Source organism: Schinkia azotoformans (genome assembly GCF_035811335.1).
GTDB classification, from domain to species: Bacteria; Bacillota; Bacilli; order Bacillales; family Bacillaceae_J; genus Schinkia; species Schinkia azotoformans.
In genome coordinates, this window is sequence record NZ_JARSMD010000021.1 from 68,773 (window position 1) to 83,700 (window position 14,928).

General features: G+C 36.1%; 15 protein-coding genes. 2 read left to right on the plus strand and 13 right to left on the minus strand.

The features are described 5' to 3' along the window. The first annotated feature begins 40 nt into the window (after window positions 1-40). Window positions 41-190 carry a hypothetical protein gene (locus P9E47_RS13170; protein WP_003329533.1) on the plus strand — a complete coding sequence of 50 codons (150 nt, stop codon included), beginning with the start codon at window positions 41-43 and terminating at the stop codon, window positions 188-190. A 66-nt stretch (window positions 191-256) separates the two neighbouring features. On the opposite strand, the gene P9E47_RS13175 is transcribed toward P9E47_RS13170, so the two are convergent. The 5 genes from P9E47_RS13175 to ybaK form a co-directional block, all read right to left on the minus strand. After that, window positions 257-1,360, minus strand: a complete 1,104-nt coding sequence (locus tag P9E47_RS13175) for a GerAB/ArcD/ProY family transporter (protein ID WP_326163644.1) — start codon at window positions 1,358-1,360, stop codon at window positions 257-259. Window positions 1,361-1,388: 28 nt separating this feature from the next. Then, the gene (locus tag P9E47_RS13180; protein ID WP_003329531.1) at window positions 1,389-1,601 is read right to left on the minus strand and encodes a hypothetical protein; all 213 of its coding nucleotides are present in this window, start codon (window positions 1,599-1,601) and stop codon (window positions 1,389-1,391) included. A gap of 4 nt (window positions 1,602-1,605) precedes the next feature. Continuing rightward, the gene (locus P9E47_RS13185) at window positions 1,606-2,814 is read right to left on the minus strand and encodes a Ger(x)C family spore germination protein (RefSeq protein WP_003329530.1); all 1,209 of its coding nucleotides are present in this window, start codon (window positions 2,812-2,814) and stop codon (window positions 1,606-1,608) included. Further along, entirely contained in the window at window positions 2,811-4,433 is a 1,623-nt protein-coding gene (locus tag P9E47_RS13190; RefSeq protein WP_326163645.1) for a spore germination protein, read from the minus strand. Before P9E47_RS13190 ends, P9E47_RS13185 begins: the two co-directional genes overlap by 4 nt. 116 nt (window positions 4,434-4,549) lie before the next feature. Next, window positions 4,550-5,026 carry a Cys-tRNA(Pro) deacylase gene (gene ybaK, locus P9E47_RS13195; protein ID WP_003329527.1) on the minus strand — a complete coding sequence of 159 codons (477 nt, stop codon included), beginning with the start codon at window positions 5,024-5,026 and terminating at the stop codon, window positions 4,550-4,552. Window positions 5,027-5,252: 226 nt separating this feature from the next. Between ybaK and P9E47_RS13200 the strand changes: the two genes are divergently transcribed. Then, entirely contained in the window at window positions 5,253-6,506 is a 1,254-nt protein-coding gene (locus tag P9E47_RS13200; protein WP_326163646.1) for an ATP-binding protein, read from the plus strand. Between the two features lie 36 nt (window positions 6,507-6,542). Here the strand turns inward: P9E47_RS13200 and P9E47_RS13205 are convergent, their stop codons facing one another. The 8 genes from P9E47_RS13205 to P9E47_RS13240 form a co-directional block, all read right to left on the minus strand. Next, window positions 6,543-7,142, minus strand: a complete 600-nt coding sequence (locus P9E47_RS13205; RefSeq protein ID WP_003329525.1) for a GNAT family N-acetyltransferase — start codon at window positions 7,140-7,142, stop codon at window positions 6,543-6,545. Window positions 7,143-7,276: 134 nt separating this feature from the next. Then, the gene (locus P9E47_RS13210; RefSeq protein WP_326163648.1) at window positions 7,277-8,839 is read right to left on the minus strand and encodes an S-layer homology domain-containing protein; all 1,563 of its coding nucleotides are present in this window, start codon (window positions 8,837-8,839) and stop codon (window positions 7,277-7,279) included. A gap of 276 nt (window positions 8,840-9,115) precedes the next feature. Beyond that, entirely contained in the window at window positions 9,116-10,060 is a 945-nt protein-coding gene (locus P9E47_RS13215; RefSeq protein ID WP_326163649.1) for a TasA family protein, read from the minus strand. Window positions 10,061-10,146: 86 nt separating this feature from the next. Then, window positions 10,147-10,713 (minus strand): signal peptidase I SipW, encoded by a 567-nt coding sequence (sipW, locus tag P9E47_RS13220; protein WP_003329522.1) that lies wholly within the window; start codon window positions 10,711-10,713, stop codon window positions 10,147-10,149. Continuing rightward, complete coding sequence (locus P9E47_RS13225; RefSeq protein WP_051015736.1) at window positions 10,691-11,266, minus strand: signal peptidase I; 576 nt, start codon at window positions 11,264-11,266, stop codon at window positions 10,691-10,693. The genes sipW and P9E47_RS13225 overlap by 23 nt, the downstream gene beginning before the upstream one ends. After that, the gene (locus P9E47_RS13230; protein WP_326163651.1) at window positions 11,263-13,125 is read right to left on the minus strand and encodes a hypothetical protein; all 1,863 of its coding nucleotides are present in this window, start codon (window positions 13,123-13,125) and stop codon (window positions 11,263-11,265) included. Before P9E47_RS13230 ends, P9E47_RS13225 begins: the two co-directional genes overlap by 4 nt. A gap of 115 nt (window positions 13,126-13,240) precedes the next feature. Continuing rightward, window positions 13,241-14,062 (minus strand): LPXTG cell wall anchor domain-containing protein, encoded by an 822-nt coding sequence (locus tag P9E47_RS13235; RefSeq protein ID WP_326163653.1) that lies wholly within the window; start codon window positions 14,060-14,062, stop codon window positions 13,241-13,243. Window positions 14,063-14,168: 106 nt separating this feature from the next. Continuing rightward, the gene (locus tag P9E47_RS13240) at window positions 14,169-14,873 is read right to left on the minus strand and encodes a TasA family protein (RefSeq protein WP_326163655.1); all 705 of its coding nucleotides are present in this window, start codon (window positions 14,871-14,873) and stop codon (window positions 14,169-14,171) included. Between the last annotated feature and the right edge of the window lie 55 nt (window positions 14,874-14,928).

Consider the following 14,928-nt stretch of genomic DNA (forward strand, 5'->3'; position numbering starts at 1 on the left):
TAGTTTAAAAGAGAATCCATATTATAAAGGAGATGTTGAAATGAGATCAACTAGAAGAACTCAATGGAAAATTCATTGGAAAAAGTATAAGCACTTATATAAGGGAAACAGAATGGAACGAAGAAATAAATGGCGCTTAAAATGGGATGACCAATACAATTTGGTGACTACACAAAGAGCAGAAGGATAAAAGGAATTTATTTTCATATAAGTATCAAGCCAAATATCGCCCAATCTATACGGATGATATTTGGCTTTATATTTGATTACTTAAGCGGCTTTTAATTTTATCAACTATTAATGTTAGAAGTGGGATGAAAAAACCCATGATCATAGAATAAGGCACCCAATATTTATCATCCCAGTAAGCCATATAAGACACATTTGGATAAACAAAAGTTGAAAAGACAATCGTAAGAAGCCCAATCGGAATGACAAGAAAACGATAGTTCTTAACGGCTAGTATTTCCGCTAAACCGATTACACAACCGTAAAAGTAAACGGATGTTTTAAAGAATATTGAAAGAACCCACATTCCGGCCATAACCGCCTCTATTCTCTGAATAATATCAAAAAGACTGACAGTTTTAGCAAGGACATAACTTGGAAATACTTGACGAGCGGTTGCTGGAGCTCCCAAAACTAAAATACATAAAAGTACTAAGACTCCAACAACAGCTGCACCTAGAGTCGTTCCTGTTATAAAATTCCACTTTGTTTTGTCAGGACGGTTCATGTTGCCAGGATAAAACATTAGAAACATGACTAAAGGAAACCCGGCAAATGAAACAAAATCCAACGAGGCTGAAAGATGTGCCCGAACGCTTGCCTCATATAACGGACTAATACGGTCTGGTTCAATTTGAGGAATTAAAAAAATAACTAAGGCAATGAAAAGGAACATAAACCATGGGAAAAGAAGCTCCCCTGTTCTTGCCAATACCTCAAGGCCTGCCCGGACAACTAATATAACTAAAATAGCTAACATAATATTAAGAACTTCTGCCGGCGTATTAATAAGCATATGAGTCGTAACAAAATCACTGAATTGGAAGAGAAGGGTCGCTGCTCCTACAAATGCAAAATAAACGTATAAAACTCCAATTATTTTACCAATAATTTTTCCATATACCCTTTCTAAATAATTGATGTAGGTTTCCCTTTTCATTGCTTTTGCACAAATGACATAAAAACAGGCAAGTAGTCCACTAAAGATCACACCGATAAGGGCTGTGAGCCATGCATCTTGCCCCGCCTTGGCTGTCAATACAGATGGAATAGCAAGAATGGTTGTACCAATCGTATAAAGAATAGCTAAAACACTTAACTCTAAAGGGCTAATTCTTCCTTTTTCCAACAAGGGACCACCCTCCTCTCTATCCATTTTCTTACTTTATGAATGGCTTTAAAACAATGACAATTAAATCCAATGGACTTGGAAGTGCCAGGTTGTTAAGTTTCGCAACCGTAACGCCTGTAGTTAAAACCATTAAAATAGAAAAGATCCATATTTCTCGTATCATTTTTTCTTTTTTTAACTGATGTATTTGAAAAAAAGCAATGGCTATATAAATAAAAATGACACCAATACTTTTCAGCATAGGATTACTCCTTTGTTAATTCGTCGTGAAATGGGTTTGTGATTGTACCAATCCGGCGAATTTTGATCTTAACGTTAACATTTACTGGGACATTAGTAAAAATCTCTGTCCATTGTTTTTTGATTTTTTCCCAATCCTTTGGATATGTTTTATGGATCCGTTCACCAAATCCCAAAATATCACTTTCGAAATCTTTCTGTGCCTTTTCAACCGTGTTTTCGATCGAATTTCTTATATCACTATTCACTAAGGATTCAAGTTCACCAATAACATGTGGGTCCATAAGATCTAATTTTGTATTGACTTCCCCTACATTTGCCTCACCTGTTACTTTAACTTCAATGCTAATGTCTTCATTTTTGATATGAGGAATGATCTCTGTTTTCGTGCGAATTAATTCAACACCTGCATGGTCATTATTCACATCAAAAACAACAACAGTACTTGTAACCTGGTCCTTAATATAATTAATCCCTTTACTTTCATCCTCATTTAGCCAGCCTACTAATTTGTTTTTACGAAAAGCTGCTATTCCCTTATATGAATATAAAGCATTAGGCGAAATCGTTTCTACATTGGATTTACTAAAACCTATCTTCGGATTACCTTTTACAGTGACACCTGTTAATGTTGGTTGAATCCCTTCACTTACAATGTCATCCATTAAGTCATTTAGTGTCACTTTTCCGGTTGCTGCCCAAACCTCAGCTGATTTTTCAAGGCTGAAAAATAATTTATTGGCAGGTATTTTCTCAATACTGGTAAGGATTTTAAGAGTGTCTTCAGCCGTTTGTTCTTTAGCAACGACTAGATAAAAATCTGTTCTCAATTCATGTGTCCTTGATAAAAAGTCAAGAGCATCGTATAGCCCACTCTTTGCCACCTCTTCGCCAATTACAACCATTCGAAGATGGGCAAGATAAATTTTTCTTGGTACTTCTTTTGAAAGCCTTCGGAGCGCTTCAAATAGGATTTTCCCAGTCGATGTATACGTTGTAACCGGCGTGTCATAGCCACCTCCAGCGTTTTGAGAAGTAACGGTTTCACTGGGATTAATAATTTGCACTGAAACAACAAAATCACCCTTTTCATTTTTATCGATACCCAATGCTACTGCAATTGCCAAATCAGTTAATTCAGTTTTGCTCCAACATCCTGTTAAGGAAGGAAGCAATAATATAGAAACAACAAGCCCTATTAAAACTTTTTTCATGTGCTTTCACTCTTTTGAGGTTCCGGTTTCGATGTAGGATTATTTTGTTCCCGGATTATATTGGTTTGACTTATAAGCCGTGGTCTAGAAAACATTCCCCACCATGGAACCCGGAAAAATACATCTTTTTGATCTTGCAAAATAAATGGTGCTGCTGGTGTTGTGTACGGGACTCCAAAAGATCTAAGCGTACTTAGATGGATGCATAGGAGGATAAGACCAAACATAATACCGACTAGGCCAAAGACAGCAGCCAAGGACATCATTCCAAACCTTAAAATTCGAACTGTTGTAGCTAAATTAATAGATGGAAAACAAAAGTTCGCAATCGCTGTTAAAGAAACAACGATCACCATAGCTGGAGATACAAGTCCTGCTTGAACAGCAGCCTGACCTAATACCAAGGCTCCAACTATACTCATCGCTTGTCCGACTGCCCGCGGCATTCTTACCCCGGCTTCCCGTAATATTTCAAAGGCCACCTCCATCATCAACGCTTCCATAAAAGCAGGAAAAGGAACACCTTCCCTCTGTGCTGCCAAACCAATTAATAAAGTAGTAGGAAGCATCTCTTGGTGGTACGTTAGGACGGCAATATAAAGTGAAGGTGCAATTAAAGCAAGGAAAAAACAAAAGAAACGCAACAATCTTAGGAGTGTTGAGATATCTGCGCGCATATAATAATCCTCACTCGCTTGGAAAAATTCTATAACAAGACTGGGCACGACCATGACAAAGGGTGACCCGTCAACTAAAATGGCAACTCTTCCTTCAAGAAGTTTACCGGCAACGGCATCTGGCCGTTCCGTATTGAAAATAGTCGGAAAAGGAGTGAATGTCTCGTCTTGGATTAGTTCTTCAATATAGCCACTCTCTAATATGGCATCAATATTAATGCGATCCAAACGTTCATGAACTTCTTTAACGACGTCCTCATTGGCTATTCCTTTTATGTAAGCAACCACTACTTTCGTCTTAGTAATCCTTCCAATTTCTTTCGATTCCATCCAGAGGTTAGCACTTCTTATTCTTCTCCTTAATAAAGACGCATTAGTGCCTATGGATTCTATAAATCCATCACGAGGCCCCTTAATCAGTGTTGCTGATTGAGGCTCTTCAATACTTCTTTTCTCAAAGCCGGGGATACTGACAGTAATAGCCTGTGACTGATTTTCAATTAAAATTGCAGCCTGTGCCGATAGAACATTAGTTATTAAAGTATTAAAATCCTCCACCTCGACCGCTTCACCAACTGTGACTACCTTCTCAATTAGAACATCGGTTAGATTATTGGATGCCAGATTTACTGTATTAAGATCTTCTTCCGAAATATTATTTAATAAAGCCACAATAAGTTCTTGGAGTGCCATTGTATCTATCAAATTGTCCGTATAGATAATACAAATTTCATATTTCTCTTTTGGACCAATTTTCAATCTGCGGAAAACAATATCAGTACTATTTCCCAACTGGTTTTTAATGGTTTGAACATTGTCTTCAATACAAGAGAAAAGCTGTTGATTTCCTTGATTGGAATCTTTCGCTGTTGTTCCATCATCTTTATCGTTTGTTGTCCGAAAAATATTGTTCCATGTTCGTTTTATTAGTCTTCCTGGCATGACAATGCACCCCCCATTCACGATTTATTCTTAGCAATTTTTCTCAAATTATGTAAAAATTAAAAGAAAAAGCGAGCCGGGTGGCTCGCTTTTAAACATATTTGGGATGGAATTGTTTATTTGATTAAGTCAGCTAAATTTGCATTTACAGCCTTTGCTAAATCATTGACCTTGATTTCTATTTGCAGACCAATTTGTCCACCGCTCACGATGATTGTTTCATGTAAGCTTGCTGCTTCATGAATATAGGTTGGAAATAGTTTTTTCATTCCAATAGGTGAACAACCGCCGCGAATATAACCTGATACTTTTGTTATCTCCTTAACCGGAATCATTTCAATTTTCTTTTCTCCTACTACCTTTGCGGCCTTCTTTAGATCTAGTTCCTCTTCGACCGGAATTACAAACACATAATAGGCTTTACTCGCACCTTGGGAAATTAATGTCTTATAGACTACTCCCGGTTCTCTACCAATTTTTTCTGCAACTGAAACACCATCAATTTTTCCATCATCTGCACTGTATGACATCATCGTATAGTCTATTTTTTCTTTATCTAAAATACGCATGGCGTTTGTTTTGACTTTTTTCACGCTAATCCCCCATCTTATTATGGTCTATGTAATATCATTAGTTAATCATCTATTATTTTACCATGTTTGAATTACAACTAGGAACACCCATTGAAAAAGGAAATTCCTAGTGATGAATATCACGGAATCCTTTTTCCGATATCTGTATAATAGAATCTAGAAATGTGTATATTTTATGTACTTTTTCTGAAAGTTTTGTGAACATTTGATAGGGGGGAGAAATCAAATGAGCTATGAGTTGGAAAGGCTGCTTGTGAACGTTTTGTTTATGTTGTTGCCGCTTTTTATTTTCCAAATGTTTTGGCTCGATAAGGACAGAGTTAATTCGAATTTGAAAACTCCAGGATTTGCGATCATGCTCTCTATTTCGCTTATAATCTGCATGAGTTTTCCAATAGAGTTCTTCCCTGGCTTCCATTTTGATTTACGACATGTACTTCTTATTATCGGAGCATTATATGGGGGCTATTATTTTAGCAGTTGGCTATTTATAACTGTATTTGCCTATCGTTTTTTTCTCGGCGGCGACGGTATTTATGTTAACTTTTTTGTTATTTCTTCAATTTGCTTGTGTGTACCATTGCTTTCCAACCGTTATTCTAAATTGAAGCTATATCAAAAAGTATTGATTACTATTATAATAGCAGAAATCGCGGCCGTGCTTGTAATACTTTTATCTTATTTAGTTTTACAAACACCGTTTGAAATTCAGCCAATATCTATAAAATATTTTGTCGTCCAGGGGTTGTCAATGGGACTTGTTGTATACTTAGTAGAAACGATGAAATACAATGCGCAAATGCGGAAAGAACTTATTAAAGCAGAAAAAATGAGTATATTAACGCAAATTTCCGCAAGTATATCTCATGAGGTTAAAAATCCGATTACAATTACCCAAGGTTTCGTTGAAGCATTGGAGGATGAAGATTCAAAGGAAAGACGAAAAGAATACGTGGGTTATATATTAGAAGAGCTCCAGCGTGCTCAAAATATCATCTATGAGTTTTTGGCGCTTACAAAACCTGAGTTTGATAGTATGACAAGCATAAATATCTCGAAAGAACTCTCTTATTCTGTAAATTTAATGAAGCCTTTTGCAAAATCACATAAAGTAAAAATCGAAGTTGATAACATCGATGATCAATGTATGATTTTAGGTGACCGTCAAAAAATCCGCCAATGCTTTATTAACTTAATCAAGAACTCTATTGAAGCTATGGAAAATGGCGGTGAACTTTGGATTAAAGCAAATAAAAACAGCAATCGAATTTCGATTGATATTATCGATAATGGTGTTGGGATGACTCCAAATGAGGTTAGTAAATTAGGAACTCCTTATTTTACAACAAAGGAAGAAGGAACTGGCCTCGGAATGATGATTGTCTTCAACATTATTAAAACGATGAAAGGTGAAATTAAAGTTGAAAGTGAAAAAGGAAAAGGAACAAAATTTATGATTACTTTTCCGCTCGCTTCCTGATGAAAATGGATGATTTGAAAAGCCAGTCTTTCCTATTTAGGAATGATTGGCTTTTTTAATTGAATTACTTTTAACCCCTTGAAAGCATTTACGGTGGAAATTACCTAAATGTTTAAACAGTTCCTTCCCATCTGTCGTTATGTTCGATTGGGGTGTTAGCTTTTGATACATCGCCTGATAGGGCTCGGGCACAACCTTGTAGTCGTGAATATAATCTGTCAGATGAAACCCACACTTTTCCCAGAACTGAATTCGCTTTTGATGAATCGGATCTTCAGTAGCTTCTATTTCTAATACCATACTATCGCAGTCAAATTTCGTAAGAGCCAATTCTTTTATATAATGAACAAACAATGCTCCAATGCCTTGATTTCGGTATGACTTTTTAATTGCTAAATAATCTATAAGCAAGGAATTAAAGGCTTTTAGTTTACCCGTAATAGCCATACCAACTACTTTCGGGTTGTTTTCTGTTTCATCCATAACAATATGAAGAAAAATCATTTGTTTTCGAAACATATTGCGGATAACGGCCGTACTTTTTGCACCATGTTTGCCAAAGGCTTCTTCATAGATTGGCCTAGCTCTATTCCAAATTTCTTCATCCCAATAATCAAATGTTCTATATGTCAGCACTGTACTTCTACTCCCGTCTTAAGATGGACTATATTCAAGAATGGTACCTTTATATTACAATTTAAGGGTTGGGAATGTAAAATGGGTATAAAAAGAGAGCATGGTCTAAGCAGACATGCCCTCTCTCGTTATTTTTATAGATTAAAGGTTTTGTTATCGATCACGATTACCCCATCGATATCAGCATCAGTAAGATTGTATTCATCAATTAAGTCATTAACAAATTCATCAACCTCTGACTGATCATCATCACTGAAATCAATATTTTCATTTTCAATAAAGTTTGCCAAGAAAGTTAAGGCCGTTTTACCGGAAAGCTCGAAACGTTTATTTTCGCTTACTATCTTCACTTGTGCTTCGTAACCGTAATTAGATTTACGTTCAAAGAAAATATCTACTTGTGTATTATTGTCACCATTGATTTCAAGATCAATTTTGTTTAGGTCCCCTAATTTGTTCAATAAGCTCTTAATTTCATCGTTTGTATTTGTAGCTTGAGCATCAATTAAAATCTCTGATACCGCCCCTGTCGAATTTAAGTTAAATGCGATCTTTTGATCTACTTTTAAGTCGCCAATAACAGCTTTTGTGCCTGATTTCGTGGTGATTTTAACATTACCGTTAATTAAGAACGGTACAGTGACACGGTCCACATTTACCCAAACGATATTGTTATCTACTTTTGTAATTACTCCGTTATAAGTATAGTCTTTGACCTCTTTAACTATAGACTTAGCTTTAATGTAGATGATGTTGTCGTCCTCATCAATTGTAAATTCAATACTCATATTGGCTGCTAATTTTGAAAGTATCGCTGCTTTTCCATCCACATAAATTTTTGCATCCTCATCAACAGTATACTCTTTATTTACATATTTCCATTCGCCGTTTGTTTTTACTCTTTGTTTAATAGTAATCTCGGAATTCCTAGAATCTATGGACACAACGGTTCCATTTCCAGATTCATTATAATAGTCGCCAAGATCTTCTTTATAACTTAATAAACGATTGATAAATACAGCCATTTCAGCACGTGTAACAGGTTTATTTGGTTGGAACGTGTTATCGCTATATCCACTTACAAGCTTTGTTAATGCTGCGAATGCTAGAATTGCTTTTTCTTCTTTGCTTAAGTTATCAATATCTTTAAATAATGGCGTTGCATCTTCCCATTTCTCATCAATGTTATTTCCAACTAATTGAACTAACAAATTCGTAATAAATAAGCGAGTTGCCGGTTTATTTGGCTGAAAATTCTTATTCCCGTCGAGTAAATTTTCTTCAATCGCAATGGCCACACTTGTCTTCGCCCAACTTGGAACATCTTTTAAGTTTTTATTAGAAAGTTTTGGTGTCCGGTCTTTGCCGTCCAGTTCCAATACTCTAACAAGTGATGCAATAACCTCCAGTTGTGTAACCGGCTTATTCGGTTGATATGTAAAATTGTCGTAGCCAGACATTAGACCTAATGAATACATTTTATAGATGTCTTGGTTAGCCCAATGTGTTTCAACATCTTTAAGATAATATTTCTTCTTGGTTGGCTGTTTCCACGTTTGTTCCACCTTTTTGTTATTGCTTTTTCCATTATTACCTTTGCCATTATCAGACTTTGCGTCTACTACACCAGGAATTACCGTAAAAGCCATACTTGCTGCAACAGCTAAAGGTAATGATTTCTTTACCCATTTGTTCATTTCATTTTCCTCCCCACAATTTGTAAGATTATCCTCTATAATACAAATTTCGTATCCACTTACTGTTTATGGGGGTTTTAGGAAAGATACTATTAAATTTGTTGGATTTAATCAAATTGTAAAAATTGAAATAAAGAAGAAATGTACTTTTAGATTTCTACGATGTCCCACCATGACTTGGTTGTAATCAGTTTTTCCAATGCCACCTTAAAAAAATAAAAGTAGTAGATCATTGTTGGATCCTACTACTTTTACCATTTTTTTAATATAAAATTTTTATTTCACTTCGATTGACCAGCTCCACAACTCACCCTTTCCAGGATGGCCAGGTCTTTGGTAGGCTTTAAATTTATAGACCCCTGCTTTTGTTGGAGTATAGGTTAGTTTGTAGGATTCCCCAGAGTCCAATGCTGGAATTTCGCCACTGGCAACAACAGTACCACCCTTTGGATTTCCACTGGCAATCCAGTATACTTCATACCTAACTGGGCCTTGCATATCTCTTGAGCCGGATCCATTCTTTACAGTTGCAAAAATTTGCGTATTAGAAATGCCAGATGGTCCATTAAAGCTTAATGAACTCTTATCCCATTTTCCAGGTTCGCCTGGGTTACTTGGGTCGCCACCATCATCACCACTACCACAAATGCCAACAACCCTAAATTCAACAGGGAGTGATTTACCTTCAAATTTATTTTTGTACTTGTTATGTTTTAAAACAAACGAAAATTCAACCGTAAGATTCAATTGTTGCCCCCCGTTTAATCCCTGTTCTGGAAACCATGCCGCAATATTTAAGGGCTTATTAGGAGCAACTATTTGAGCAAGTGTCAAGGTTTGTTCATTAAGTAACTCGCCATTTGCATAAAAGTTTAAATCAAATTGTTCAGCAAAATTTTCTGCTGATGCCACACCATTACCGTTATAATTTTTTTTATCTAGGATTGCTTCTAAACTCAAGTTATCGATAAAGAAAGACCCATTGTTTTTCAGTGTAATGTTCATTGTCTTTGTTTGGCCATCGCGATTTGGAAACATGTTTTTCAAATCAAATGGAGTTGTTATTGCTTCAAAACTACAGGTACCGACAGCTAGAGTGTTGGGGATTTCTTCAACATCATTAAAATAAGACCATGCCCCTTTAGGGATGATTGAGGCTATAATTAATAATAAGCCAATCATTAAAAACGAGTAGTTCTTTATATTTTTATAAGTAAACATTTTATCACCTGTTTTAACTCCAAGATTTTCAACGGTAAGTACACAGCGCCCTGTTGCTGTGCACTTTTTCAGGAATATAATTGCTTCTATATTTCCTCTATCTTTACCGATTGTTTACTACTTTTCTCTAACTCAGTAAATTCCCTCCATAATGAAAACATGCAGTTCCCTATTAAAAGAAACCCAGGGATGATCAACAGTAATGCACTACCAAGTTTTGTGGATGCATAGGAAAACAAATAACCGGCATATGGTATTGTAAAGCCTGTATATTGGCCGATAACATGCTCGGATGGCACAAAATCACGGTCAGCGGTTATATTATGGTCGCCTTTTGTACCATACAGCACATTTCCTCCATTTTTTCTAACCTCAACAATTCGATGAGTAACGAGTATCTTCTCTTTCTTTTTAAAAGTTATAACATCACCTGGTTGAAATCTTGTCATATTTCCCCCGCGTTTGATGGCAATAATGGACCCAGTCATAAAAGTAGGTTCCATTGAACCTGATAATACTATTTTCAGTTCATATCCAAATACATCGTGATTACGTCCAGATACCTTTGAAACAATAACGGTAAAAGCAAGGAGCAATAGAATTGCAGCTAATATAGTAGTAAAGATTCTGTTAATCCATGCTTTGATTTTCATTACTTCCACCACCATAACCAATAGTTCGTCTAAAGATCAAAGGTGACCAGCGATTACTTAATGTAGAGATGGTCAATACAAAAACTGGGACTAAGAAAAACACGATAAAACCCATTTTTGTTTTTGTCAGTTGTAAGACATACCCCGCATAAGGAATGGATATGTTTTGATATTTACCAAAAACGCTAGCAGCCCCCACTTCTTCTACATCAGCAGTAAGGTTTGCATCCCCTTTTGTTATAAAGTAAATTTTAGAATCCAATTTTTTCACTTTAACTATTCGATGTGTGATTAATTGTTTTTCATTTCTTGGTGATTGAAAGGTAATCACATCTTTGACCTGCAGGTTTTCCGGATCGTTAACCTTTTTTACAATAATTAACGATCCAGGTTTGATTTCAGGGTACATCGATCCCGTTAAAACATTTATAATCTGTAAGCCACCAATTTGAAATGTTTCTCCACCCAATTTGCTTGAAATGGTAATATAGCAGCATAATAGAAGAAATGCGAAAAAGATGATTCTTAAACTATTAAAAAAGTACTTTTTCATAATCTTTTGTTCCATTTTGATGGCAAATACGTTCTAATATTAATTTTTACTTTATGATTGTTATCCATCGTAATTATGTCTTTTTGAACATCATGACTAAAAATTTCCGCTGTTCCATCAAACAAATCATTCTCTTCATCTCTTCTATTTAAAATCAGGCTTTCAAATGAATAAAAGTCTTGTTCCATTTTTATAGCATTCAGTGACGCTACAGTGTCTCTTTCTATGGATTCACTGCCACTTGTTGATTGTGTTTCATCTCCGTTAGGTGTAGCTTCAGCTGTTGTAGTTTCTTCAGAGCTTATTGTTTCAGTTTCTTTTGTTTCTTCAGTATCGTTACTACTAACATCCTGACCATCCTTGTCCGTCGGATTATTCTGATTAGAATTAGGTGGCTGCTCTGCCTCAGGGTGTTCGTTATCATTGGCAGAAGGATCCGGGTTAATGTCATCTTCATTTCCAGATTGAGAATCTTCATCATTAGGACGAGCCGGTTGATTCTCAATTCCACCATCTGATTGGTCATTTTGATCTTGCCCTTCTTCATTTGATGGAGGAGTTACCGGCGGCTCTTCACCCGCCACAGGTGGTTGATCCGGATTTGGTTGTACCTCTTCTACAGGTGGCTGATCTGGATTTGGTTGTTCTCCATCTTCTGGTGGAGTACTCGGATTTTGTTCTTCACCTCCCACTGGTGGTTGATCTGGATTTGGTGCACCGCCTCCGCCCTCTCCAGTAGTCGGCACTTCTGGGTTAGGAACTTGTTCCGCTGGTGGAGTTTCCGGATTGGAAGATCCGCCACCTGCTGCTGGTGCACTTTGGCTTTCAAGCTCTTGTTGAGCTTTTTTAGCTTCCTCTTCTTGTTTTATTCTTTCTTGTTCAATTTTTTGTGCTGCCTCTTCCTGTCTTTGTTTTTCTTGTTCAATTTTTGCTTGTACTTCCGTATTTGTTGTTTTTGTATTTTCCATCGTTTCTTTTAGACTATCAATTGCTTGTTGGACTTTTTCATAGTTTGCTTTTGCTTCCTCAAGAACTTCAGGTGATGCCACTTTCTTTGTTCCATCGATATAGGTTTTTAGTTCATTCACATAATTTTCCGCATCTTCTAAAGCCTTTTGTAAATCAGCTTGACTTTTAACCAGTTCTTTTATAAAAGCTTGAAATGCATTTAAATCAAAGTCAGGTCCTAATTTTGTTAATAGGCCCGCGGCATCTGTATTCGCATTCATTAGACCCTCCAATGCTTTTTGGGCTATTTCTGCAATCATTTCTTTTTCAAGGGCGGCTGCCTCTGCTTGGGCCATAGCTGTAATCATGACATTCACTTGGTTCTTCATTTCTTCTATTTCTTTTACCATTATTACTATTGAATCCAATAGCTCCGTTGCAGCTTGTGTTCCCTCTTCAATAACGTTTAATATATTGATAGCCGATTCATCATCGATAACTTCCATCTTCCCTTGTACTAAATAAATATTAAGTTGATTCATTTTATCTATGGCGGTTTTTTCTGAAGCTTTTGCAGTTTCAAATATCTCTCCTAAATTATTTTCACTATTTGCTTGCTCTGAACTTTCTGCCTGTTCCAATTTTCCGTACACACTATCAGCCAGTTCCCTTGCAGTTGCCACCTTCTCCACTTCGACTTTAATCTCATTTACAAGCCCCTCAATCGTTTCCGGAAAAACAAATGATGTTGTAATTCCTCTATCTTCAATCGTGACTGAATGAGAAAAAACGGCATGGGAAGATGGTGTGACTTGGGCAATCCCAAAAGCAGCAATTGAAATTAAACTTGCTGTTTGATATAATGCTTTTTTTCTCATTTTCTTTTTTCTAGCCGATCGCTTTCTTCTCATAAGCATTAACCACCTGTTTAAAATTCCTTTTATAATCATTTTGATGCTTTTGTTTTTTATAAAGAACAAAAATGTTTATAATCTGACTTTGATAACGCAAACCATCAAAGTCAGATTATTTTTTTATAACCATTGTTCTTTCTCTTCGAAAGAATAATAAGATTCCCCCTATAGCTAGTAGGGCAAAACCCCCAAGTACAAAGTTAAAAGTATTTGTGGCAGTAGACGGCAATATTTGCCCATCAACTGGGGGGGAATTCAGTTTTTCCGGATCAATTGGATGTTGCGGGTATATTTTATCCGGGTCTTGGAGCTCTAATGGATTAGTTTGCTCCTGTGGGTCACCCGGATCTTCTGGTATAATCGAGTCATCCGGGTTTTCTGGATCTCCAGGTTGAGTTGGAGTATTTGGTTTATCAGGGTTACTTAGGTTGTCAGAACCTCCTCCAGAGCCTCCACCACCTCCACCCGGTGGTGGGTCATAGCCTTCCACAATAAACCTAAATTCAACTTCAAATCCTAGTCCTTGGAATTCATTGCCTAGTTCATACGGAAACTCCAATTCAAACATCAAATCTTCTTCATTAATTGATTTCAAAAATCTTGGAGTTAATCCTCTAAAATCTTTTAAATATCCTTCATGTAAAGTTCCATTTGCATCAGATACTTTAAGTAAAAATTCATTGTATAATTTTTCATCTCCACCTTGAAATTTAGCCGTTGTGTTATAGGAGAAATCTCTTTGTCCTCTATTTTGGATTGTAAGAATTCGATAAGCCCGATCTCCAGGTTTCAAATTTGAAAGATCGAATAAATATCCATTAGTTTTCGTACCTATATCAATTTGTGAAGTACTTTCGGCTTGAAGAGTTGACGGCATCATCAAAAATACCAAGAATGCAAATATGATTGCGGGAATAATCATTCGTTTTTTCATGGAAACTCCTTAATTCATTTTTTATAATGAATGACTATATGAGAGTGAAATAACTATAATTAAAAAGGCGAGTCATACCCGCCTTTTTACTTATAAAACTAGATCATTAATTAGAGTTTGCTTCCTTGTTAATATCTAAATATCCATTATCTTTTGTTTGATCAGTTGTTAAACCAGCCCATTGTGTTGCTTCAAGTGTAAAGCTAATTTGTGCAGAATCACCTTGGTATTTGTTTTGATCTTGTTCACCATTAATACCAACAGTAGGATCATCCTTAAATGTGATTTGAATTCTTATATTTTCAGTATCGGCTGGATTAAGTGGAATACCAGAATATCTTGGATCATTAGTATTAGTTGGTGCCAAGTTTGGTGTTTCAGTCAATAAATCTTTTAAGGTTTTATTTTGAACTACGGTAATTTGTCTATCTACATCGATAATATTTACGTTAAATTGATCAAGGAAATCTTCTTGAGAGTTATCAGTAGCACCATGTGTATTAACATATTCATTTTCACCTTGTGTAAATGAAGTTATAGCTGTTGTCATTAATACATCTTTAATAGCTAATGAACCTGCATTACTTAATAAAAACTCTCTTTCCATAGTATCCCCAGGCTTCAGGTTTGAGAGGTCAAATAATGCCGTTGCACCATCACCATTATTAACATCAAGGTTTAATGTTCCTGCTGCAAAACTACTGCCAACTGTCTCAATGTCGTTAAATGCTGCCCAAGTTCCTCCACCAATTAATGATAATCCTAATGCTGCCGATGCTACTCCTAAACCTAATTTCTTTTTAATACTCATTTTTCTTTTCCTCCTCATTTATTACCTCGTCATTTTCGAGGTATGTATGTTTTGT

Coding starts and splice junctions, on each gene's coding strand:
- P9E47_RS13170 (WP_003329533.1), top strand. CDS start 41: ATGAGATCAACTAGAAGAACTCAATGGAAAATTCATTGGAAAAAGTAT.
- P9E47_RS13180 (WP_003329531.1), bottom strand. CDS start 1,601: ATGCTGAAAAGTATTGGTGTCATTTTTATTTATATAGCCATTGCTTTT.
- P9E47_RS13185 (WP_003329530.1), bottom strand. CDS start 2,814: ATGAAAAAAGTTTTAATAGGGCTTGTTGTTTCTATATTATTGCTTCCT.
- P9E47_RS13190 (WP_326163645.1), bottom strand. CDS start 4,433: ATGCCAGGAAGACTAATAAAACGAACATGGAACAATATTTTTCGGACA.
- P9E47_RS13200 (WP_326163646.1), top strand. CDS start 5,253: ATGAGCTATGAGTTGGAAAGGCTGCTTGTGAACGTTTTGTTTATGTTG.
- P9E47_RS13210 (WP_326163648.1), bottom strand. CDS start 8,839: ATGAACAAATGGGTAAAGAAATCATTACCTTTAGCTGTTGCAGCAAGT.
- P9E47_RS13215 (WP_326163649.1), bottom strand. CDS start 10,060: ATGTTTACTTATAAAAATATAAAGAACTACTCGTTTTTAATGATTGGC.
- sipW (WP_003329522.1), bottom strand. CDS start 10,713: ATGAAAATCAAAGCATGGATTAACAGAATCTTTACTACTATATTAGCT.
- P9E47_RS13225 (WP_051015736.1), bottom strand. CDS start 11,266: ATGAAAAAGTACTTTTTTAATAGTTTAAGAATCATCTTTTTCGCATTT.
- P9E47_RS13230 (WP_326163651.1), bottom strand. CDS start 13,125: ATGAGAAGAAAGCGATCGGCTAGAAAAAAGAAAATGAGAAAAAAAGCA.
- P9E47_RS13235 (WP_326163653.1), bottom strand. CDS start 14,062: ATGAAAAAACGAATGATTATTCCCGCAATCATATTTGCATTCTTGGTA.
- P9E47_RS13240 (WP_326163655.1), bottom strand. CDS start 14,873: ATGAGTATTAAAAAGAAATTAGGTTTAGGAGTAGCATCGGCAGCATTA.